The sequence below is a fragment of the Streptococcus sp. oral taxon 431 genome (assembly GCF_001553685.1).
Classification (GTDB): domain Bacteria; phylum Bacillota; class Bacilli; order Lactobacillales; family Streptococcaceae; genus Streptococcus.
On the sequence record NZ_CP014264.1, the window covers coordinates 1,970,783 to 1,994,890 of the forward strand.

At 39.9% G+C, this 24,108-nt stretch carries 20 protein-coding genes and 1 pseudogene; 1 reads left to right on the forward strand and 20 read right to left on the reverse strand.

Going from position 1 to position 24,108, the window contains the following annotated elements; translation table 11 throughout:
• Positions 1-17: 17 nt before the first annotated feature.
• The 4 genes from AXE83_RS09200 to AXE83_RS09215 all read right to left on the reverse strand — a co-directional run bounded on the left by AXE83_RS09200 (position 18) and on the right by AXE83_RS09215 (position 3,717).
• Positions 18-731: a hypothetical protein gene (locus AXE83_RS09200; protein WP_060956223.1), complete on the reverse strand. Its 714-nt coding sequence runs from the start codon at positions 729-731 to the stop codon at positions 18-20.
• An 89-nt stretch (positions 732-820) separates the two neighbouring features.
• Positions 821-2,248: an SseB family protein gene (locus tag AXE83_RS09205; RefSeq protein ID WP_060956224.1), complete on the reverse strand. Its 1,428-nt coding sequence runs from the start codon at positions 2,246-2,248 to the stop codon at positions 821-823.
• 132 nt (positions 2,249-2,380) lie between these two features.
• Positions 2,381-2,944 (reverse strand): ribonuclease M5, encoded by a 564-nt coding sequence (gene rnmV / locus AXE83_RS09210; protein ID WP_060956225.1) that lies wholly within the window; start codon positions 2,942-2,944, stop codon positions 2,381-2,383.
• Positions 2,941-3,717: a TatD family hydrolase gene (locus tag AXE83_RS09215; protein ID WP_060956226.1), complete on the reverse strand. Its 777-nt coding sequence runs from the start codon at positions 3,715-3,717 to the stop codon at positions 2,941-2,943. The genes rnmV and AXE83_RS09215 overlap by 4 nt, the downstream gene beginning before the upstream one ends.
• Positions 3,718-3,871: 154 nt before the next feature.
• On the opposite strand from AXE83_RS09215, the gene AXE83_RS09220 reads away from it, so the two are divergent.
• Entirely contained in the window at positions 3,872-5,716 is a 1,845-nt protein-coding gene (locus tag AXE83_RS09220; protein WP_060956227.1) for an APC family permease, read from the forward strand.
• Positions 5,717-5,898: 182 nt separating this feature from the next.
• On the opposite strand, the gene rpmH is transcribed toward AXE83_RS09220, so the two are convergent.
• From rpmH to AXE83_RS09310, 16 genes and pseudogenes are all read right to left on the reverse strand, one after another.
• Entirely contained in the window at positions 5,899-6,033 is a 135-nt protein-coding gene (rpmH, locus tag AXE83_RS09225; RefSeq protein WP_000831905.1) for a 50S ribosomal protein L34, read from the reverse strand.
• 144 nt (positions 6,034-6,177) lie between these two features.
• Entirely contained in the window at positions 6,178-7,392 is a 1,215-nt protein-coding gene (locus tag AXE83_RS09230) for a pyridoxal phosphate-dependent aminotransferase (RefSeq protein WP_049529726.1), read from the reverse strand.
• A gap of 694 nt (positions 7,393-8,086) precedes the next feature.
• Positions 8,087-9,547: a glutamate--tRNA ligase gene (gltX, locus tag AXE83_RS09240; protein ID WP_060956229.1), complete on the reverse strand. Its 1,461-nt coding sequence runs from the start codon at positions 9,545-9,547 to the stop codon at positions 8,087-8,089.
• Positions 9,548-9,690: 143 nt separating this feature from the next.
• A protein-coding gene (locus tag AXE83_RS10740; protein ID WP_148131311.1) for an IS3 family transposase occupies positions 9,691-11,039 on the reverse strand; the annotation gives its coding sequence in 2 pieces (ribosomal slippage) (positions 9,691-10,589 and positions 10,589-11,039; 1,350 coding nt in all).
• 78 nt (positions 11,040-11,117) lie between these two features.
• Positions 11,118-11,594: pseudogene (gene pgi, locus AXE83_RS09255) on the reverse strand (glucose-6-phosphate isomerase); the annotation flags it as partial.
• Positions 11,595-11,790: 196 nt separating this feature from the next.
• Positions 11,791-12,162 carry a PTS glucitol/sorbitol transporter subunit IIA gene (locus tag AXE83_RS09260; protein WP_033585537.1) on the reverse strand — a complete coding sequence of 124 codons (372 nt, stop codon included), beginning with the start codon at positions 12,160-12,162 and terminating at the stop codon, positions 11,791-11,793.
• A gap of 100 nt (positions 12,163-12,262) precedes the next feature.
• Positions 12,263-13,243, reverse strand: a complete 981-nt coding sequence (gene srlE, locus AXE83_RS09265) for a PTS glucitol/sorbitol transporter subunit IIB (RefSeq protein ID WP_000120696.1) — start codon at positions 13,241-13,243, stop codon at positions 12,263-12,265.
• A gap of 13 nt (positions 13,244-13,256) precedes the next feature.
• Positions 13,257-13,802 (reverse strand): PTS glucitol/sorbitol transporter subunit IIC, encoded by a 546-nt coding sequence (gene srlA / locus AXE83_RS09270; RefSeq protein WP_001015684.1) that lies wholly within the window; start codon positions 13,800-13,802, stop codon positions 13,257-13,259.
• Positions 13,799-14,296 carry a transcriptional regulator GutM gene (locus tag AXE83_RS09275; RefSeq protein WP_001086645.1) on the reverse strand — a complete coding sequence of 166 codons (498 nt, stop codon included), beginning with the start codon at positions 14,294-14,296 and terminating at the stop codon, positions 13,799-13,801. The genes srlA and AXE83_RS09275 overlap by 4 nt, the downstream gene beginning before the upstream one ends.
• Entirely contained in the window at positions 14,296-16,122 is a 1,827-nt protein-coding gene (locus AXE83_RS09280) for a BglG family transcription antiterminator (protein WP_080981318.1), read from the reverse strand. The genes AXE83_RS09275 and AXE83_RS09280 overlap by 1 nt, the downstream gene beginning before the upstream one ends.
• Positions 16,123-16,184: 62 nt before the next feature.
• The gene (locus AXE83_RS09285; RefSeq protein WP_060956233.1) at positions 16,185-16,985 is read right to left on the reverse strand and encodes an SDR family oxidoreductase; all 801 of its coding nucleotides are present in this window, start codon (positions 16,983-16,985) and stop codon (positions 16,185-16,187) included.
• A 183-nt stretch (positions 16,986-17,168) separates the two neighbouring features.
• Positions 17,169-18,518: a glucose-6-phosphate isomerase gene (locus AXE83_RS09290; protein ID WP_000018239.1), complete on the reverse strand. Its 1,350-nt coding sequence runs from the start codon at positions 18,516-18,518 to the stop codon at positions 17,169-17,171.
• A 171-nt stretch (positions 18,519-18,689) separates the two neighbouring features.
• Entirely contained in the window at positions 18,690-19,379 is a 690-nt protein-coding gene (locus AXE83_RS09295) for a gamma-glutamyl-gamma-aminobutyrate hydrolase family protein (protein WP_004251575.1), read from the reverse strand.
• 288 nt (positions 19,380-19,667) lie between these two features.
• Positions 19,668-21,434: an ABC transporter ATP-binding protein gene (locus AXE83_RS11505; RefSeq protein ID WP_060956234.1), complete on the reverse strand. Its 1,767-nt coding sequence runs from the start codon at positions 21,432-21,434 to the stop codon at positions 19,668-19,670.
• 1 nt (position 21,435) lies between these two features.
• Positions 21,436-23,142 (reverse strand): ABC transporter ATP-binding protein, encoded by a 1,707-nt coding sequence (locus tag AXE83_RS09305; RefSeq protein WP_060956235.1) that lies wholly within the window; start codon positions 23,140-23,142, stop codon positions 21,436-21,438.
• A gap of 191 nt (positions 23,143-23,333) precedes the next feature.
• On the reverse strand, positions 23,334-24,035 hold the full coding sequence (locus tag AXE83_RS09310) for a histidine phosphatase family protein (protein WP_049509191.1): 702 nt from the start codon (positions 24,033-24,035) through the stop codon (positions 23,334-23,336).
• Between the last annotated feature and the right edge of the window lie 73 nt (positions 24,036-24,108).

Consider the following 24,108-nt stretch of genomic DNA (forward strand, 5'->3'; position numbering starts at 1 on the left):
ATTCTCTTTTCTATTTATTAGCTAAAAATAATATATAAAACCCACATAATTCCTAGTGCCAACAAAATCCAAAACACTAAAAGAACACGAGGCTTGTTCCCTTTTGAATCAGATCCAGTCATATCAAGCACTTTCTTATCTTCTTGGGGGTTCGTTTTCTTCAGTTCATCCTGATAGGCAACCGAATCTAGAATATTGTCCTCTGGCAATAATTCTGAAGCATAATAATCAGGAAAGCCCATAGCAAGACCAATTAAGTTCTTTTCTGTCAAAGAAAAATCTAAATCTTTGGGTTGATTTCCCCGAATAGCTCGTATATTTTTTAACAGTTTATCAGAAACAACAGACACTTGGTCCATAAAAACAACATCTAAGACATCAAATCCGAGCACATCACCATCTTTTATGTTTGCAAGAATATAACGAACAAAGGCATCATATAGTTGCACGGATTGTGGAGCATTCTCTTCTAAAAAAGAGCGGTGTTTGAGGGCATTCTGCTGGAATTTTTCAATAGAAAGCAAGATATCTACATTCTGCTCTTGGTAAAATCTTTCTGCCTGCTCTTCATCTTCTTCCAGTTTTTCTGCTGTTTCCCAGAGAGCAATAGGAGCTTTTAAATCTTCTTCATCCCAAAACAATTGCCAAAAATAGGGTATTGTGTAAATTCCCTCTGTTAGAATACGGGCTTCATCTTCGTTTTTTAAGTAAATATAACTTCTATTTGCCATATCATTTCCTTTCACAATCTTTGAAAAAGGTTAGTGGTTCAAGTAGGATGTAGATAAAACTATATAGTTTCCCAATGTAAAGAAACTCTCTAATCTTTAGCTCTGCCTTCTAGTTCCTCACTGAGCTCTTGCATCTCTTTAAAAGCTGTTAGGCTAACATAAGCACCCGCTTCATAATACTCCGTTGGATTAATGGCATAGTCAAAAACTTCAATCATGCCTCCCGCTTCTTCAATCATGCCATTCCATTTTTCGTCAAAGACCATTCGCAGACGTTTCCAATCAGTAAATACCGGCACAGAGTTTCTGCCATTTTTTCCTTCTTTGACCGGAATGTTGAAACTAGAATCTTTTTCTAAAACGAAGGAATTTCCTTCCTGACTATCGCCCTTAAATTCCGAAGCCGCATCTAGAGGAATTAGGAATTTAGCTTTCGGCATAGCTTCTGAAAAGAACTTATAATAGAGCTTATAAATTACTTCTTCATCTTCTGTAGTTGGGCTATCCAATTGTCCCATCAACAACATCCATCTCACTAGGTCAGGATTCATTACAGGAACTTGTATTTCTGGCAAATTAGAATAATCTGGTTTTTGAACCAAGGCCGAGGCACTGATGCTAACTTCCTTAGAATTAAAGATTGCTCCCAAGGCACCATTTAAGTAAAAGGCTGTCCCAAGGAAGTTCTCAATCCCTTTTTTATCTTCCGTATTTTCAATCAGTTTTACGACAGAGTTTGGGCGGCTATCAATGGTTTCTTTGAATTGGCGATACCAAGATGGTGTCAAAAGCATGATCATGGGATCTGTGCATAGGTATCCCTCTTCTCCCCTGTCATAGGTCGTTGAGAAAAGATAGGGTTCGCCTGTTTTTTCTGAAAAAACTGCATAAACTGAATCTGCTGCTAACAACTTATCCTTGACAATTTCTGCTAGACGCTCCAACTTGCGGGTGTTAGCTTGATAGCTTTCTTCACTTTCAGTTTCCTGATTTTGACGGCATTTCCATAAAAAGAGGCGTAAAATCTCTACGCTATCATCAAGGCTAGCTGCCAAATAATCCTCATTGGTTAACTGGCCCTCTTGGATGGCTACAAAAGCACGATAAAGAGCATCCGAATAGCTAGATAATTTTTGCTCTTCATCAACACCTGAACTAAAGAGCACACTTCCTTTTTTCAGTTTATCCAAAGAAGGAATCCTATCAACCACTAGATGGGCAAGAACTTCATCAGTTAGACTATCTGCATCTTTGTTTTGACTGCTGAGTTTTTTAACCTCTACACTACCAAGACTTTCCATTCCTTGGTCGGGATTGCAAAACTGTAACTGATCCCCAACATTCAGACTACCTTCTAAACTCCCAACAATCAATAATTGATTCGTTTCCTTCATCGGGAACAAATCTAGAACTCCAATACATGCATTGTTTTTAGATTCTTCTGTTTCTTTCTGTGCTTCAGTGATTTCAGCTGCCTCTGCAGTTTCCGTCTTTTTTAAAAAATCAAAGATTCCCATAACTTTTCCTCATTAACTCCACACAAGGCTAATCCCGTGGAGCACTTTTCTAATGCTTGCTATCAAGCCTGATTAAACCGTATATGATTACTTCTATTGTATCATATTCCCCCTACATTTTGGGACGGTTTCTCAATTCTCATATGATTTCATGGCATCTTCAACTTCAGCTAAACTGACACCAAACAATTCCAAACGCTTGAGGAGCTGTTTGCCATTGGAATAACCAATACGAAGGCTTTCTCCTAGATATTCTCTGCGTTTTCGGCTGTCTGCTCCAGCTAGAAACCCTAATCGAATCAAGTCACTACGGCTAATGTCAAAGTCACTTTCTGCTTCAAACTGCTCTGTGACTTGTTCCAGCGCTGTTTTTAAATCTTCATAACTGCCATGTTCGATTCCTAGGGAACGTCCTTTGGTCTTGGACTTAGGAACAGCCTCATCACGTTTGAGAAAAGCGTGTTGAACTGTCGGAATGGCCGTCATAATCATCCGACGAATGCGTTCCCCATTAAAGTCAGGATCTGTAAAGACAATCACTCCGTGACGTTGGTGTAGACGTTGGATTCGTTCAAGGTCCTGCTCATTGATAGCTGAACCACGAGTCTCATAGGTCTCCACATCAAAATAACGTTTGAGATTGGCCGTATCATCACGTCCTTCGACTACGATGACTTGGGAAATTTTCTTTTTCATAATTTACTTTCCAGTCCAAAAATTCGTTCCGCATTTGCACTGGTCGCAGCAGCTATTTCTTCTGTCGTCAGACCACGTAAGTCTGCAATAAAGTCTACTACATAGCGCGTGTAAGCTGTCTTGTTTTCACGACCACGCTTGGGTACCGGGGCTAGATAAGGGGCATCTGTCTCTACCAAAATCTTATTCAAAGGTAATTCTTTGGCTGCCTCCTGAATATCTGTTGCCTTCTTGAAAGTCACCACCCCAGAAAAGGAAATGGTCATACCCAGATCCACAAACTTCTCAGCCCACTCCAGGGTACCAGAGAAGGAATGCATGATGCCACCACGGGGACCAACTCCCTCACTCTTTATAATCTCATAGGTATCTTCTAGCGCATCACGAGTGTGAACCACAAAAGGCAAGTCCAGTTCCTTAGATAGCTGAATCTGACGACGGAAAACCTTCTCTTGAACTTCTTTAGGCGCTGTCATCCAGTGATAGTCCAAACCAATCTCACCCAAGGCAACAACTTTGGGATGTTTTAGTTTTTCCAACAGGTATTTCTCAACATCCTCTGTATAATCTCCTGCTTCTGTAGGATGCCATCCAATCGTCGCATAGAGTTGGTCATATTCTTCCACCAATTCTAAGGCACGTTCAATGGTTGGTTTATCAAATCCAACGATATTCATCCGAGTCACACCCATTTCAGCCGCTAAGGCTATTTCTTCTGCTTCTCTTCCTGAAAATTCTTCCACATTCAAGTGGGTATGTGTATCAAAAATCATGTATATTCCCTCGTTTTTTCTACCTTCTATTATACCAAAAAACTAGTCTCATCCTTATAGGAAAAAATATTTTAAAATCACTCACTTTTTCTTGACGACTTATTTTCATAGCAGTATAATAGCTCTTGTTGAAAATTTCAAAAAAGGAAAGAAAATGTTTACAAAACTTAAATATACCTTTATCGGTCGTCCTCTCAAGTCCTTAACTGAAGGCGAAGGAGGGCTACTTGGAAAAACACAGGCACTTGCAATGCTCTCAAGCGATGCCCTTTCATCTATCGCCTATGGACCTGAGCAGGTCGTCCTTGTCTTGGCTAGTCTTTCTCCCCTCGCTATTTGGTGGAGTCTTCCTATCGGCATTTTTGTCCTCTTGCTACTTGCTAGTCTAACCATTTCTTACCGACAAATCATTCACGCCTACCCTCAAGGTGGGGGTGCCTATATGGTAACACGAGAAAATCTTTCTCCTGAGCTCGGTTTGATTGCCGGTGGAAGCTTGCTTGTTGATTATATGCTAACAGTAGCCGTATCCGTGGCCGCAGGGGCGGATGCGATCACAGCAGCACTTCCTGCTCTCCATCCCTACAACCTCCACATCTCCATTTTTTTGGTCTGTTTACTCATGCTTTTGAATCTGCGAGGCTTGAGGGAATCTGCTAGTTCTCTGATGATCCCTGTCTATCTCTTTATCTTTAGCACGGTCTTCCTCTTATTGTTTGGTATCTTCCAACTATTGACTGGTTCTCTCAGCTATCATGCAACTTCTGCAATTGGTCAAACTGTCCCGAGTCTCTCAATCGTCCTGATTTTAAGAGCCTTTACCAGCGGTTCGGCATCACTAACTGGGGTTGAAGCTATCTCAAATGCTGTTCCATTTTTCAAGACTCCCAAAGAGAAAAACGCAGCTCAGACATTGACCATCATGTCTCTTATTCTTGGATTTCTCTTTGCAGGGATTACCTTCTTAAATTACTGGATGGGAATTACACCTCAACACGGAGAAACAATCCTCTCACAAATGGCTAAAGGAATTTTAGGAGATTCAGCTCTCGGTCAGATTGTTTATTATCTCTTCCAATTTTCAACAGCTCTCATCCTAGCCGTTGCTGCAAATACTGGTTTTTCTGCCTTTCCAATGTTGGCTTACAATATGGCTAAGAACAAATACATGCCCCATCTCTTTATGGAAAAAGGAGACCGCCTTGGTTATTCAAACGGTATTTTGACCTTAGCCTTTGGCGCTATGATCCTTCTGCTCATTTTCAACGGAAATACAGAACGCTTGATTCCTCTTTATACTATCGGAGTTTTTGTTCCTTTTGCCCTTTCTCAAACAGGGATGATTCGCCACTGGAAAAAGGAAAAAGGCTCTCATTTCTTAAAGTCTGCCTTCGCAAATATCCTCGGCGCTATCATTTGTTACGCTATCGTTCTTATCCTACTCTTCTTCAGACTTGGAGATATCTGGCCCTTCTTCCCAATCATCCTGGTCCTAACCTTCCTCTTTTTGTCTATCCACAGTCATTACCAAAAAGTGGCCAAACAGCTTCGACTTTATGAAGGAATTCAAAAGAAAACCTACGATGGCAATGTCGTCCTTGTCTTAGTAGGAAATGTTACTCGAGTCAGCGTTGGTGCTATTAACTACGCTCAAAGCATTGGAGATGAAGTTTTGGCCATGCACATTTCCACCAAGGAAACGGAGGAAAAAGACCAAGAAATCCTCCAAGAATTTGCCGACTACTTCCCAAATATCACTCTAAAAAACATTAATACTAGCTATCGAGATATCATCACTCCTACAGTTCGCTATGTTCGAAAAATCTCTCAAGAAGCTAAGAAAAAGAACTACACGGTTACAGTTCTAGTACCCCAATTTATCCCTAACAAACCTTGGCAAAATATCCTACACAATCAAATGAGCCTCAAATTAAAATATGCTCTCAGATGGCACGAAGATGTCGTCGTTGCCAGCTACTCTTATCATTTGAAAGAATAAAGAAAAGCTCAAAATCAGAAATTCACCTTCTGATTTTGAGCTTTTTTCTATATGCTGTCTTTCCAATACATCTGCTGAAGTTTTTATTCTAAAAAAGGTATTTTAGAAAATTCACTTTTTTAGGCAACAGAAAAGCCAGTAGACTCGAGTTCCTACTGACTTCTTTGTTGAATTCGTTTGGATTATGCAGCCAAAACTTTGCGTCCTTTACGACGACGAGCTGCCAATACGCGACGACCGTTTTTAGTTGACATACGGTTACGGAATCCGTGTTTACGCGCACGACGTAGTTTACTTGGTTGATAAGTACGTTTCACGATGAATACCTCCTCATAGATTTTGTATTCGTTTAGCCGGCTATAAAGTGATCAGTTACTAAACATACTTTACTATTCTATCTGATTCTTTTGCATTTGTCAATAGCTCTGACAAATGTTTCCAGCTTTTTTGCTATGAAAGCCTTATCTACGATACTGTTTCAAGAAACGGGTCATCTTTTCTTGGATTTGGGCTAACTCATCTACACGTGGTAGATAAACGATACGGAAGTGATCTGGTTCTCTCCAGTTAAATCCTCGTCCATGAACCAAAAGCACCTTTTCTTGCTTCAAGAAATCAAGGACAAACTGCTCATCATCATCGATACGGTACATATTGCGGTCAATTTTAGGGAAGATATAAAGACCCGCTTTAGGTTTAACCGCGGACAAACCTGGAATATCTTGAATGGCATTATAAATAAAGTTTCTTTGTTCATAGATCCGACCACCCGGCAAGAGTAATTCATCCACCGACTGGTGACCACCTAGTGAAGTTTGAACAACCTGTTGAGCCAAGACGTTGGAACAAAGGCGCATGTTTGAAAGCATGTTGAGACCTTCAATATAGCCCTTTACATGATGTTTAGGCCCAGACAAGACCATCCAACCTACACGGAAACCAGCGATACGGTGAGATTTAGACAGACCATTCATGCTGACACAGAAAAGGTCTGGAGCCAAACTTGCTACTGGTGTGTGGACATTGCCGTCCATAACCATACGGTCGTAAATTTCATCCGCAAAGATAATCAAGTCATTTTGACGAGCAATCTCAATAATATCTAACAAGAGTTCTTTGGGATAGAGGGCTCCCGTTGGATTATTTGGATTGATCAAAACGATAGCCTTAGTATTTGAACTAATCTTAGACTTAATGTCATCTAGGTCTGGATACCATTCAGCTTCTTCATCACAGACGTAGTGAACGGCATTTCCTCCAGCCAAGCTAACTGCAGCTGTCCAAAGTGGGTAGTCAGGCATTGGAACCAAGACTTCATCGCCATTGTCCAAGAGACCTTGCATGGACATAACAATCAGCTCACTAACACCATTTCCAAGATAGATATCATCAATACCTACATTTGGAAATTTTTTGAGCTGACAGTACTGCATAATAGCTTTGCGGGCTGAAAAGATACCTTTTGAATCTGAATAACCTTCACTATCACGCGCATTCATAATCAAATCATGGATAACCTCATCTGGTGCGGTAAAACCAAACTCAGCTGGGTTCCCTGTATTCAAACGGAGGATTTTTTCTCCATTTGCTCGCATACGCATGGCTTCCTCAAGAACTGGTCCACGAATATCATAAGCCACATGCTCTAATTTGATTGATTTGTTAAATTCTTTCATTTGATTTCCTCAATTCATCAGGATAGTTAATATTATACCACTTGATAGAAAAATCGTAAATCGCCCACTACTATTCCACAAAAAAACCTTGCTTAACGCAAGGTAAACAGAGCAAGGTCGATTTCTTTCTATTTTTGGGAGAAGAAAGAGAAAAATGTGCACCTCTAGTAAGATATACATCTAAATCTAAAGTCTCGCATATAAACTTCGAATCGAAAACGAAGGCATCGTTATGGATGATAGTTGCATGAACTCATGAATTTCTTCCTGTGTCCAGCAAAACGCAAAGAAAAAATAAGTCGACTCAACAAACAACATAGACGATGTCTGGGCTAATTCGAGTCTGTTTGTAAAGAATTTTACCATATCACTGACTTCTTTCCCTTGCCCTGTCACTTAGTATTATACACTAAAACTTTTGCATTTTCAAATAAGTACATATAAAAAGAACTCTTTTTAAAGCGTCACTTAAAAATTTATACTCAATGAAAATCAAAGAGCAAACTAGGAAGCTAGCCGCAGGTTGCTCAAAGCACGGCTTTGAGGTTGCAGATAAAGCTGACGTGGTTTGAAGAGATTTTCGAAGAGTATTAATTGAATATGATTCTGCTTTGGCAATAAAAAAGAGAGAACCAGGTGATTCTCTCAGATTTTACTTCTACAAATATCTAGAACGAAATTTAATTTCGCCAGATTATTTCGCAATTTCAGCCAACATTTTTTCAATGTGTTGGATTGATTTTTCACGACCAAGCAAGTAAATAGTATCTGGTAATTCAGGACCATGCATTTCACCTGAAACGGCGATACGGATTGGCATGAAGAGGTTCTTCCCTTTGATACCTGTTTCTTTTTGGACTGCTTTTATTTGTGGGAAGATATTTTCTACCACAAACTCGTCATCTGACATAGCTTCAAGTTTTGCTTTGAAGGCTTCAAGTACCGTTGGCACTGTTTCACCAGCCATGACTTCTCGTTCAGCTTCTGTCAATTCTGGGAAGTCTGAGAAGAAGAGGTCTGTCAATGGAACGATTTCGTCCACTGACTTCATTTGTGGTTTGTAGAGTTCCACCAATTTTTTAGCCTTGTCTGTCAAACGTCCTGCTTCTTCAAGGAATGGTTTTGCCATTTCAAAGATAGTCTCAAGATCCGCATTCTTAATGTACTCATTGCTCATCCAGTCCATTTTCTTTTGGTCGAAGGCTGCTGGAGACTTGCTGAGACGGTTTTCATCAAAGAGCTTGATGAGTTCTTCACGAGAGAAGATTTCGTCTTCTCCACCAGGATTCCAACCAAGAAGGGCGATAAAGTTAAAGACTGCTTCTGGAAGGTAACCTTTCTTACGATAGTCTTCGATGAACTGAAGAGTATTGGTATCACGTTTAGACAACTTCTTACCAGTTTCAGAGTTGATAATCAAGGTCATATGACCAAATTCTGGCGCTTCCCATCCGAGTGCTTCATAAACCATAAGCTGTTTTGGTGTGTTAGCAATATGGTCATCTCCACGAATGACATGAGAAATTTGCATATCGTGGTCATCGATGACAACGGCAAAGTTGTAAGTTGGGTAGCCATCTTTCTTTTGGATAACCCAGTCCCCACCGATATTGCCACCTTCAAACTCGATATCACCTTTGACCATGTCATGCCATTTGTAGATACCTGACTCATTAACTGCCAAACGAACAGTTGGGATGATACCTGCAGCTTCACGTTCTGCAACATAAGCTGCTTTTTCTTCTTCGCTCATGCCAAGGTATTCGTTGATGTAACAAGGTGTTTCCCCAGCTGCTTCTTGGCGTTCACGTTCCACTGCTAACTCTTCTTCTGTTACGTAAGATTTGTAGGCTTTTCCTTCAGCCAAGAGTTGGTCGATGTATCTTTGATAAAGTTCCAAACGTTCTGATTGGCGGTAGTTTTTATTAGTCTCTGGACTTTCATCCCAGTCCATGCCCAACCAACGAAGGTTTTCAAGCTGTGAACGTTCTCCATCTTCGACGTGGCGCTTACGGTCAGTATCTTCGATACGGATGATAAAAGTCCCACCATGATGACGGGCGTAAAGGTAGTTGAATAATGCTGTACGGGCATTTCCGATGTGTAGTAGTCCTGTTGGACTTGGTGCGTAACGTACGCGGATATCTTTTGACATATCTTCTCCTATAAAGTCTCTAGGCGTCTGCCTTTTTGCTCTCTATATTATATCACAAGTCTTGCCAGAGTCCAATTTCTCTTTTCGAGAAAAAGCAAAAAGAGTGGTAAAATGTACTGACCCCAAAAAGTTAGACAATTAATTTAAGCAAAGGATTTAATTCTGTATTGTACAGGACTAAGTCCTTTTAGTTTTACCTTAATTCGTTTGTTGTTGTAGTAATCAATATAGTCTACAATAGCTTGTTCCAAGTGCTCAAGTGACTGAAACGTATTCTCATAACCATAAAACATTTCAGACTTAAGAATGCCAAAGAAAGATTCCATCATACCGTTATCTGGGCTATTTCCCTTACGTGACATAGATGGTTGGATTCCCTTATTCTTTAAAAAATGATGATAGAAATCGTGTTGGTATTGCCATCCTTGATCACTATGGAGAATTGTATTTTCGTAATGATTCTCTGTAAATGCTTGTTCTAGCATAGCTTTCATTTGTACTAAGTTCGGCGAAGTAGAAAGATTGTAGGAGATAATTTCACTGTTAAAGCCATCTAAAACTGGTGATAAATAAAGCTTTTGGCTGCTTGCTGGAATGGCAAATTCTGTCACATCTGTGTAGCACTTTTGCATTGGTTTGGTTGCTTCAAATTGACGTTGAATAAGGTTATCTGCTTTCTTGCCAACCTCTCCTTGGTATGAAGAATACTTCCGTTTACGGCGAATTCGAGCCGTTAAACCAAGTACTTTCATAAGACGCTGCACCTTCTTATGGTTCACTACGAAGCCACGATTTCGTAATTCTAGAGTCATGCGACGATAGCCGTAATTTCCTTTATGCTCAGTATAAATTGACTGAATTTCAGCTTTAATATCATAATCTTTATCGCTTTGATCCAGCTGTTTTAAGTGGTAATAATAGGTTGAACGGGCAAGCTTAATAATCTTTAGAAGGATATCTAACGAAAACTCTGTTACCAGTCCTTGAACAATTTCCGTTTTTCTTCTTGCTCCTTTTCGTCCCTCAATCGGAGTTCTCTCAACTTTTTTAGAATGGCATTCTCCGCTCTCAAGTACTCATTTTCTGCTTGAAGACGTTCTAATTCTGTCATATCTTCAAATCTCTTCTTTGGCTTACGTCCCATTTTAGGTGGTCTCCCTCTTGTTTTCTCAACAATAGTATACCCGTTTTTCTTATATTGTGCCAGCCAATTCGAAAGTAATCCACTACTTGGAAGGGCATAATCCAGAGACACCCTAATTTGTGAACGCCCCTCAAGAAGAACTTTATCAATGATCTCTTGTTTTAGTTCAGGAGAATAGTAACAATTCTTTCCTTTTTTGACGATTTCTATTCCATAACGATCAATCAATTTAATCATGTACTGAAGATTAGAAATGTTTATCCCAAATTGATTTGAAAGTTGTCTAAAGCTCTCTCCTTTCTTTCTTAATTCATATATTTGAACTTTATCTTCATAAGTTAATTTCATAATAAAAACACCCCAAAAGTTAGATTTTTATGTCTAACTTTTGGGGTGCAGTTCAAAACCACCCTTTTTTATATCCTATTATAGACGAGCGTTGAGTTCTTTGCTCAATTCTTCAAATCCTGGTTTACCAAGAAGGGCAAACATGTTACGTTTGTAAGCTTCAACACCTGGTTGGTCAAATGGGTTGATGGCATTCAAGTAACCTGAAAGGGCGATAGCCAATTCGAAGAAGTAGATTGTGTAACCAAGAGTGAAGGCATCTTGCTCAGGAAGAGTTACGTACATGTTTGGTACGTCACCGTCAGTGTGGGCAAGAAGAACACCGTCAGTTGCTTTTTTGTTAACGAAGTCAACGTCTTTTCCTTGAAGGTAGCCAAGGCCGTCAAGGTCTTCTTCCAAAGTAGGGATGATCACGTTCTTACGTGGTTTGTCAACACGAACAACTGTTTCAAACATGATACGAGTTCCTTCTTGGATAAATTGACCCAATGAGTGTAGGTCTGTTGAGAAGTTAGCTGAAGTTGGGTAGATACCTTTTTGGTCTTTCCCTTCTGTTCAAGCACCCCTTGTGGATGCATTTGCTGGAAATTCCCTTGCACTGACTGGCTAGTTTGATTGACTTGCCAATCAACCACTGCGTCATCTATTTTTTCTAATTTAGACCCAGAAGCCTGGACTTTTTGTCCAGGCTCTGAATCAATTTTTTAGACTTTTATTTTTCTAAATTGCTTGATTTGAAATTTTATTATGGTTAAGCAGTTTCAAAAATCTGAATGGTAGAATCTTTATCAATTACTACCGCTTGATCTGCTACAACATGGAGTGTACCAGGAAGGCTCCCCTCTTTTGAACCATCAAAAGAAATCGTGATATGTCCCAGTCCAGTTAAATTTTTTTCTACTACATTTCCTACGGAACTAATCGAATATTCCTGATTATCTACCACCAGCTTGCCACCTTCTAGTATTGAACCTAGCAGATTTTTATTATCAATCTTAAAACAATACTCTGATAAATCTTCCGGTGCTTCTTCTCCAAATAAAATGAGCATATTGGCATCTTGAATCATATTCTGAGCTTCAGACCCTACTTGAATTACTTTAGTTTCAAAAATTTTCTTCATCTGATTTCTATTCATACTTTCTCTAATTTGTCATAAACTTAGGCTTATAGATAAGTTTAACATAATATAGCTACTCTGTTTACATGCGTCTATCAAAGGTCTACTGATAAAGACCAATACTAGCTATCCAAGCAACTAGCACCCGCGGAACACCATTGAGAAAGCGTGAATAAAGTACCGAAGGGACACCAACCTCAACTGTTTCAGCCTTGGCTTCAGATAGGCCGAGTGCTACAGGAATGAAATCACAACCGTTTTGAGTGTTGATAGCAAATAAAGCTGGCAGAGCCATTTGGGGCGGAATAGTCCCTTTTCCGATTTCGACTCCAATTAAAGTTCCAATAATCTGACTAATAACAGCTCCGGGACCTAACAAAGGAGATAGGAATGGTAAGGAACAGATAAAGCCAATTAAAACGAGTCCCCAGATGTTCCCCGCTAGGGGAACCATTAATTTTGCCAGCCAATTTCCAACACCGGATCCTTGAATAACCCCAATCAGCAAGGAAACAAAGGCCATGAAAGGAATTATTGTATTGAGCATTGTTTGGATGGCTTCACGAGCAGCCTGGTTGAAAGTTGCAACGACCTTACCAGCCCCCATCCCAATTCGTGCTACAATACTTGTTTCAGCTTTTTGCTCTGTAATTTTTTTACTAGTATCGTAAGTTGGCTTTTCAGTTACCACAGTTGTCGCTTTTTCGTCTTCATTAGCAGCAGAAATTTGATTAAGGCCAACTGCTGACACATAGATTTCCTCGGTTATATATTGAGCTAGAGGCCCACTTTTCCCTGTAGCAACAATATTTATTGTAGGGATTCCCTTTTTAGGATAAATACCACAGCGAAGAGTACCGCCACAATCCACGATTGCTAAAGCAATTTCCTCATCTGGGATAGAAGTTTTAAACCCATTAACAGCTTCCATACCGGTCAAATCAGCAATTTTATCCACAATATCTGGCTTTTCTCCTCCGCCAGTGATATAGATGAATTTATGCTTAGCTTCACTAGGTGTAATGACCAAAGGTCCTCCGAAACCGCCATTTCCTTTAACAACTTTTATACTCTTATATGACATAATTTCACTCTTTCTATAAATCAAATGTTTTACTCAAGGTAACACCTTGCTGTTTTGCTACATAAGCAGTTGTAAAATCGGTCACCCAACCGCCTACAAAGTTCATGACAAGCCCAACAAGCATGTAACGAATGGCTAAGTCCATTTGACTTAAACCTAAAGTTTGAATTCCTGTTGCAATTCCCATCCATACAAACAATTCCCCAGGATTGATATGTGGAAATACACCATTTGAAGTATGGCAGAACTGCATCTGAGCTGCTACAAAACTAGGTTTATAATATTCTGGTAAGAAACGTCCCATACTGATTGCCATCGGATTCCCCAGCATAAAGGCTGAAATGAAAGGTAAAATCATATACCGGCTAACAGGATTTTTGGCAGAAATCTTAGCCAGGGAATTGACCTTCTCTTCTCCCAAGAAAGCGATAAGGGTATTCATTGCAATCAATAGCATTAAGACAAGCGGTACAATATTTGTCATCCAGCTAATAAAGGTTTCTCCACCTAATTGGAAGAGTTTCATAAAACTCTCTGCAAAATTTGTAATGTGATTCATAAGGAACTCCCTTTCTTATTTTTTTTAAATAACTGTTTAATAGATAATTGTAAGTAATTCGCATAAAAGCCGAATCCCAGAAAAGAATCAGATGAACTTGTCTCTTTCTCAATACCTGCCTCATGCCAAAGATAGACTTTTCTAGCATCTTCTATGGCTGATTGCATCAACTTATTTTCTTTTCTCACAAGAGGATTATACTTGTCAAAATAATGGATGTCTTCTCCAACATAATCGTCCATATTTTGAAAACGTGCTAAGATTGTGACTCCTTGCATTTTGCTAGCTTTAAGAACCCGACCGTTTTCATCAACCGCGAACATGACAATCGTACCGGATTTGATTCTTCCGGACTTCCTGCCAATCGCTACGCGCCCCAGTCTTCGGAGCATCGTATAGGTCTTATTGAAGTCTTTGAGTTGCTGCCAGCCGAGGAACATTTGAAATATATAAGCTGCCATGACAAATACAGCGAAAATTATTAGCGAATTCATTAAAATACTCCTTTGCTCTTAGAAAATGATAGAAACTCTGTCTCTGTTTCTACAGCCCTCAAAGCTTCTTTTAGAGAAGGCTCTCCTGCAATTCGAAAAATGTCGTCATACAATTCCAGCAATTCACTCTCCATTTTGCTTTCAATTTCTGAGGGAATGGCGACTAGAAAGATAAATTCAATCCAATCATCTCCTTTTTGATAAGGCTCTTCTAGCTTTCCAAACATTAAAATAGTCTTTGCATAACCCTGGTTAATTGTATGGGGGAAGGCAATTCCTCCACCAAAAATGGTTGATTGTTTTTTCTCCCTATCAATTATCCGATTTCTAAAACCTTCATCAATCATCTGAAGTTTCTCTAACTCTGCAACCATATTTAGCAAGTATTGCTGATAGGTTTTTTGGGGACTCAACCGAAGAAAACGTAAGCTGACTGTTTCTAGATTTTTTTGATGAAAAGCATTGGCCCTCTGCCATTCTTCCCGCAGCCATTGATCATCAAAAAGATGATTAACTTGAATGACTGGAGATTTAGAATCTTTATATTTTAGAGGAACTGTCGTAAAAATCGCGAAATAGTCCTGATTCAAATCCAGATTAAAATCCTCTTCAGAATACTGAGTAATGTCTACATCATTTCCAAGGATTCGTCTGAGTTGCTGAATAATCATCGCAGCAGTTCCTCTTCCTGTTGTGCAAACTACTGCTATCTGCTTGCGAGAACCATTTACAACAGAGTTTTGCTTTCTTAAAATCATTTCAAAATACAAAGCCAGATATCCGATTTCAGATAATTCCAATTCAGAACCAAAAATTGCAGACAGTTCTTCTCCAGCAATTTTCGCCATTTCAAAAGCAAAAGGATATTGAGTTTGAACCTCGCCATGGAATATATCATTAGCTTGCACATGGAAAATCAGTCGATTGATTAAGGGGCCTAGATGAGACTTGATTTCTTCAAATAATTCTTCATCATCAAAGTTAACCAACATTGTTTCTTTGACTTTCTTGACAATCCCTTGAAAAATGTTTGCAAGCTGTTCAGATTGATAAGACGGCTTGCTTAAAGTGTCAATAAAACGGATATTAAACGGAAAACACAAAAAGTCTATTTCAAACTGACTGAGGGAAATCTTATAAGTCATCTCAATATGATAGATTAATTTTTCAACCAAAGGTGTCTCTGTTAAATCATTCCTATAGTAAGGAATAGGGCAACTCAACACCCTAGATGCATAAATACGCTCCACCATAATTGAAATTGTCTTTCGAAGGAGTTCCTTTGTTTCTTTCGGGATTTTATACTCCTGGAGTAGCGTCTCCAGAAAAGAAGATGTTGCCTCGGTGAGTGTCTTTCCTTCAAAGTAAGGGGCCACTTGGTGAATATAGAGCAAGCGCAAATTCAGCTCGGACCCCAAGACCTCCAGCCCACGGTTGGGCTTTCCTGAAATAGTGATAGAGTAACTCTCTGCCAAAGATTTTACTTGTTTTAAATCCTTATTAAGGGTACTTCTACTAACACCTGCCTCCTCAGCCAAGTCGTCAATAAGAAGAGGGGAGGTTGACTTAATTAAACGTTTTAGTAAATAGGCAATTCTTTTACTGGAAGAATTGAAGTCACTCTCCCGTTTTAAACTACCAGATAAAATCCTTTCCAACTCAGTATAGTCATACACCTCTAACATTAACTTATCATCTTGTGAGATAATCTGGATACTCGGAGCCAAAACATCATTTAATTGTTGGATACTCTTTTGCAAGGTTTGCATACTAATATCCAGCTCTGAGCGCATATCTACCAAGGAATAAGTTGGCTGTGAGACCATTTTTTCTAAAATGTTATACCATCGATTTACTAAGGTCAACTCTCTTCCTCACCTTCATTTTTTTAACCGCGAGTTTTCCCTCCAGCAATATTTGTAGTGACTCCAGTTATATAGCTAGAACGATCTGAAATATAGAATGCTACAAGATCAGCTACTTCCCGTAGTTTACCACTTCGTCCCAAAGGAGTTGTTGAAGTTGAAGCATAACCAGCTCGAATATCTTCTACCGTCTTTCCACGGGTATAAGCAAGAGCTTCCTCATAAGAAAGAGTTCGAAGCCCCGTAGCTTCCATAATTCCTGGAGCAATTCCAACCACACGTACACCATGCTTACCCAGCTCTTTCGCCCATGAACGAGTGTAACTATAGACTGCTGCTTTTGTTGCAGCATAGGCACTTTGTCCTTCAGAACCTTCCAAACCTGCTTCTGAAGCCATGTTCACAATTACACCTTTTCTATTTTTCACTAAAATACGTCCTACTGCCTGACTAACCAAATACAAACCTTTTTGATTAATCATTGTTACTTTTTCAAACGTTTCATCGTCTAACTCGTAAGGACCTTTAGGATTTTCTGCATCAATTAATAATCTGGGAACATTAATCCCTGCATTATTGACTACCGCATCAATATTGCCAAATCTTTCAACTATTTTGGCAACACCCTCTTCTACTTCAGAGCGAGAAGTTACATCAACTTTTACAAATAATAGATTCGGGTGACGCAAATCGTTGTTGCTAAGATCAAAATTCGCTACATTGACTCCTAATTCCAGCAATTCTTCAACGATTGCCTTACCGATCCCAGATGACGCGCCAGTCACAAGAACTGTTTTGCCTTTTATGTTTAACCAATCATTCATTTTGATACCTCTCAAATTTTATTTACAAGGCAATTATACAGCGCTTTCATAAAAGAATTAAGACACTCTTTTTTACACTTTTAAAAAAAATAATAAACTAATTAAGAGGCTTGTACTAAAAATCCACAAGAAATGAACTTGTGGATCTTTTTATATTCTAAATGAACTCAAAGCATATGAGAATCAAAGGCGTGCATTCAACTCAGCACCCAGCTCTTCAAAGCCTGGTTTCCCAAGAAGAGCAAACATGTTTTTCTTATAAGCTTCAACTCCAGGCTGGTCAAATGGATTGATACCATTCAGGTAGCCAGAAAGAGCAATAGCCAACTCAAAGAAGTAAATAGTGTAGCCCAAAGTGAACTCATCTTGCTCAGGCAGTGTCACAAACATATTTGGAACTCCACCATCAGTGTGTGCTAACAGCACTCCATCTGTAGCTTTTTTATTGACAAAGTCAACATCTTTTCCTTGCAAGTAGCCAAGACCGTCCAAGTCTTCTGCCAATTCAGGAATCAGCACATTTTTGCGAGGTTTATCTACACGGATAACTGTTTCAAAGAGGATACGGGTACCTTCCTGGATAAATTGTCCCAGAGAGTGCAAGTCTGTTGAGAAGTTAGCTGAAGTTGGATAAATCCCTTTTTGGTCTTTCCCTTCTGACTCACCAGCCAGTTGCTTCCACCACTCAGAGAAGTATTGCAGAGATGGTTCATAGTTAGCTAGAACTTCTGTCAGATAACCTTTACGGTACAAGATATTGCGTACAACTGCATATTGATATGCTTCATTTTCAGCCAACTTATCAGAAGCATAAGCCTTGCGAGCAGCATTTGCTCCTTCCATTAACTTGCTGATATCAGCTCCTGCAGCTGCGATTGGCAAGAGCCCCACTGCTGTCAATACTGTAAAACGACCACCTACACTATCAGGCACTACAAAAGTATCCCAGCCATTAGCATCTGCTTCAACCTTAACTGCACCTTTAGCGCGGTCTGTAGTTGCGTAGATACGTTGGTTAGCTTCTTCTTGACCGTACTTCTTAACCAAGAGTTCTTTGAAGACACGGAAAGCAATAGCCGGTTCAGTTGTTGTACCTGATTTAGAAATCACGTTTACTGAGAAATCTTTGTCTGATACATAGTCTACCAAATCAGCCAAATAGCTTGAAGAGATAGAGTTTCCAGCATAGAGGATCTGAGGTGCCTTGCGTTCTTCCTTTCTTTGCAAGTTTACAAATGAATTATTCAAGAAATCAATAGCTGCACGAGCTCCTAAATAGGAACCACCAATACCGATTACGATCAATACCTCACTATCAGATTGGATTTTAGCAGCAGCCTTTTGAATACGAGCAAATTCATCTTTGTCATATTCTTCAGGTAAGTTCAACCAGCCAGTCATTTCTGCCCCAGGACCTGTACCATTTCGCAGAGCAGAATCTGCTGCAGTCACTTGAGGCTGCATATAATCTAGTTCATGTGGTGCAACAAATTTATCTAATACTTTTGAATAATCAAATTTAATATGTGACATAATATTCCTCCAAAATTTCTTCTCTTCTATCATAACCCTTACCTTAGATTTTTTCAAGTTTTTATACTGAATTTTTCCAAATTTTATCATAATTTAAACATTTGCGTAAAAAATGTTACAATATTAAAATTTGAACGAAATAAGACAAAAAAACGACTAGGTTTCCAGTCGTTATAATTCATTCAATAAATACTCAAATAATTCTAAGTTGCCATCTTCTTCATTGACCAAGAATTCTGGATGCCACTGGAGACCAATAATACGGTGTTCGTCGATAGATTCGATTGCTTCAACAGTTTGATCACGTGGATCTACAGCCGTCACACGGAAATTGGGTGCCAAATCTTTAATGCTCTGACGATGCACTGAATTAACCTGACTTTCTTTACCAAATAATTTAGACACTACACTGCCATCCACTGTCTCAATAGAATGTGAAGTCCCAAAAGGCAGGCCTTGCCAATGACCTTCAATATCTTGATTGAGCGTTCCACCAAAGGCAACGTTGACAAGCTGAACACCACGGCAAATAGCTAAGATTGGTTTATTCTGACGCAAGGCTTCTTGTAGAAGAGCTAGCTCAAACTCGTCGCGAGTTAGGTTATAGTCGTCGCTATCAATTGTTTTTTCCTCACCATAAAACTGAGGATGGACATTTTGCCCTCCAGTCAAGATGAGCTTATCAATCATTTCTACATAGTCATGGACCACCGACTCATCACCAACCGGAATGACCAAAGGAAGTCCGCCAACCTGACGAATACTCTCAGCAAATTTACAAGAGACTGATGAATGAATATTTTTTCCTTCTGCGTCCACAGGACATAGGTTTGCCGCTACTCCAACAACTGTTCTTGCCATCACTGATTTCCTTTCCTTTTCTATTGATAATCTTATCTTACCATCCTTGCCCAATCCTGTCTAATATATATTTTTTAAGTCCGTGATAAAATTTTTTTATCAGAAAAAGTTGCCCAAAATTAGGACAACTTTTTTGCTTATACTCAATGAAAATCAAAGAGCAAACTAGGAAGCTAGCCGCAGGTTGCTCAAAACACAGTTTTGAGGTTGTGGATAGAACTGACGAAGTCAGTAACACATATACGGCAAGGGGACGCTGACGTGGTTTGAAGAGATTTTCGAAGAGTATTATTCAAAGACAAATTGATTGTGATAAAGTTCGGAGTAAAAGCCTCCAAGCTTGAGCAATTCGTGATGATTTCCTTGTTCGATAACCTCACCATCCTTAAGGACAATAATCTGATCTGCATTAAGAATAGTTTTCAAGCGATGGGCAATCACAAAACTCGTTCTTCCTGCTACAATTGCCTCCATAGCATTTTGAATCTTGCTCTCTGTTACAGTATCCACGTTTGATGTTGCCTCATCCAAGATTAAGACCTGGGGATCCGTCATTAAGGTTCGAGCGATGGAAATCAACTGCTTCTGACCGGTTGAGAAGACGCTCTGGTCATCATTAATCAGAGTATCGTACTTATCTGGTAGACTTTCGATATATTCATGGATATGCGTAGCCTTAGCAGCTGCTTCTACCATCTCCTGACTAGCATCTGGTACACCGAATCGAATATTGTCCCGAATAGTTCCGCTGAACAAAACAGAATCCTGCAAGACAATTCCCACCTTACTTCGCAAACTGTCTAAATCAAACTCGCGAATATCTGTTCCATCAAAGCTGATACTACCTGCATCCACATCATAAAAACGATTGATGAGGTTCATAATGGTTGTTTTCCCTGAACCTGTCGGACCAACTACCGCAATCATTTTCCCTTTTGGAGCTGAGATGCTGACATCTTTCAAAATAGGTTTTCCTGGCAGGTAGGAGAAGTCTACGTTACGAATCTCCACACCTTCTGTTAATTCGGTAAAGATTGGAGCATCTTGAGGACGAATTTCTTCCTCTGCATCAAACATTTCTTGGATACGGTCCGCTCCTGTAAAGGCCAGTTGCAAACTTCCCCAGCTCGCTGCCAATTGGATAATGGGCTGGTAATACTGTTGCGAAAACTGAGTAAACATGACAATCAAACCAAGTGCAGTTGCTGTCTCGATGTTCTTATCATTCAGTAAGACAGCTGAACCTACAAAAATAACGACTGCTGTATTGACCAAACTCATCCCGTTCATGACAGGGAATAGGATTCCTGAAAACATTCTTCCCTTGAAAGTGGCTTTTCGAACCCGTTCATTCTGCTCGACAAAACCAGCAATCACATCTTCTTGAATGCCTTGAACAATAACGGCTTTTTGTCCAGAGATACTCTCATCCATATAAGCATTGAGCTTCCCAACTTCTTTTTGTTGGAGATTTGTATATTTCCGCGCTAGCTTCAGGATAAAGAACAACATGATAACTGCTATCGGAGTACTGGCAATTGTGATTAAAGCCAAGGTGACATTTTTTGCGAACATGACAATCAGCAAGCCAATATAAAGGGCAATATTGGTCATGACAGACACTAAACTTTCGTTGAAAGCTTGGAGAATATTATCCAAATCACTGGTAAAACGTGACAGGATATCCCCATCTTGATGGCGGTCAAAGAAGGAGACGGTCAAGCGAGAAAGCTTACCAAAAAGCCCCTTACGCATCTCATTCGTCGATTCGGCAATAATTCGGCTCATCAAGACCATATAGATGAGACTAGAAACTACTAAAACAATCAAAATATAGGCAAGATTGATTAGGAGTCCCAAGAGACTTTGCCAAACCATATCTGAATTTCCATTTTGATAGGCTATAACCAAATTGGCTAGTTCTGTGACTGTTTGACCTGCAAATACTGGAAAGAGGGCTTGTGCTACCGTTGCAATGATAATCATAGCAATAACAACGATAAAGGATATCTTGTAAACTTTAAAATAGTTCCAAAAAAATTCAAATGTCTTCATCCTACTCCTCCTTTCCTTTTTGCGTTTCATAAATTTCACGATAAACTGGGTTTGTTGCAACCAAGTCAGCATGTTTACCTTGACCAATCAAGCGCCCTTGGTCAAGCACTAAAATTTTATCAGCATGCACAACAGAGCTAATCTTTTGTGCGATGATAATCGTAGTCGTCCCCTTCAAATCCTTGTTGAGGGCTTCTTGGACCAAACGTTCTGATTTGGCATCAAGGGCAGAGGTTGAATCATCAAATATCAAGATTTTAGGATTGCTGACAATCCCACGCGCAATAGACATTCTTTGTTTTTGTCCACCAGAAAAGTTAGTCCCACGTTCCTCAACCGGACTTTCAAAGGCCAAGTCCATACGACTAATAAATTCACTGGCCTGGGCGATGCGAGCTGCGCGTTCCATTTCTGAAACTGTCGCATCTCCCTTACCTTGTCTGAGATTATCTGCGATGGTTCCACTAAAGAGAATGGCTCTTTGTAGGACTATAGAAACTGTCTTACGAAGCGTCCCTTCACTAACTGTCCGAATGTCCTTTCCACCAATCTTGATCGAACCTTGCTGAGGATCAAATAATCGTGGAATCAACTGAGCCAAGGTTGATTTCCCTGCACCAGTTGCTCCGACAACTCCAACCATTTCCCCAGCTGCGATATCGAAGGATACATCTTTTAGGATAGGTTCTTCATCATTTGGATAGGTAAAGGTCACATTTTCAAAACTGAGACTTCCTTCCAATTCTTCATCTTCCACATCATTGAAAGTCATAGCTGGTTCTGTATCTAGGATTTCACGAATACGACGAAGGGAAATCATGGCACGAGTAACTGAGTTCCCCAAAAATCCAACCATGACGATGGTAAAGATAATCTGACTCAGGTAGTTTACAAAGGAAGCAATGGATCCAACAACTGATGGATCTGACTCTGCCATACCGGCTACAAGCCAGATTGAGAGAAAAACAGCCCCGTAAGAAATCAACATCATTGCAGGTTGCATAACAGAAAAGGCATAACCGATATAAAGGTTTTCTCCCAACAATTCATCTGACACCTGCGTAAATTTATCAAACTGATCTTTTTCTCGGACAAAAGACTTAACCACGCGCACACCACGCAAATTTTCTTTAGCAATGGCATTGATACGCTCTAGTAAGGTCTGGAATTTTGCAAAGCGTGGTCCCACAACTCCCATCATAAAACCCATTATGGCAACAATCAGAACGACCATGAGAACTAGCACCCACCACAGAGAAGGTAGGGTGACAACTGCTAGAATAAAGGAACCGATAAACAAAAGTGGTAGTCGAAAGAGAATTTGAAAGGTCATCATGACTACGTTCTGAATCTGATTGATATCGTTGGTCATACGAACAACAAGGTTCCCTGCATTAAACTTCTCAATATTAGCGTATGAGAAAATTTGAATCTTACGAAAGGCATCTTCCCTTAGGTCTGACGAAACTCCTTGAGCAATGTAAGCTGCTAACACAACATTGATTCCACCTGCGACCAAACCAATCAAGGCAACAAGAATTAACCAAAAACCGATAGTATAAATAGCTTCATGATCACCTGTTAGCAGAGCCTCTAAAACCTCCTGCAAATAACGTGGTTGCAGGAGTGAACTAGTAACCATGAGACCTGTCATGATCAAGGACGCTAGCGCCTGCCATTTATAGGCTTTTATTTTCTGAAACAGCATATTTCCCCCTTCTAAGATAGACAAAAGGGAACGACAACTCTGTCAGTCCCTTCTTATGCTTTCATGTTGATGCTATTCTAACAAAAAAGAATGCTATTGTCAAAGCACTCAACTCTTACAAGCTTGTGCAATGACGACATCAGCATTCTATTGAATCATCTAAAACATCTTCTAATTTAAGTAGAGAATTTTTATTGTTCTGAACTAGCTTGCTCCTCTAGTTTAGCTCGTCCAATTTCACGGTAGCTACGGTCGCCAACAATCTTGACCGAGAACTGACCATCTTGGTACTCGAGAATCGTCACACTTCCATTATCAAGGCCATGCGGATGCATTCCGTTGATTAAATAAACAATGGTTCCAATAGTCATTCCATGGCTGACTACGAGAGCATTTCCTCCCCCATTAGCTTCCATTTCCTTAGCAATGGCTTCAAAACCTTCCCAGATGCGACCACTTAGTTTTTCCCAGCCTTCAGCCCAGCCTGCTGTATCCACTTCTACCAAACCTTCAGCTAGCTCCGCATAGGACAAACGATGCACATGATCGACATTAAAGATTCGAGGGATGATGCCCATAAAAAGGTCTCCATCATAAGCACCATCAAAACTACCAAAGCACCATTCACGGATTCGCTTATCCATACGATAAGGAATTTGTCCTGTTAAACCAAGCTCCTCAAGGATAATTCCCATTGTCTGAATGGTCCGCCCTGAGTCACTTGAATAAGCACGCTCAAACCTTAAGCCAGACTCACGCAAGCCAATCCCCAATTCATGAATGCCTCGTTCCCCTTCAGCTGTCAGTGGAGTATCACTCCAACCTTGAGCACGACCAATCGTATTAAACATTGTTTTCCCATGACGCACTAGATACAATTTTACACTTGACATTTTCCGTCCTCCATATGTATCTATTATAGCATGATTTCAGGTAAAAACCTCGTCCTAACCCACTGAGTCCAAC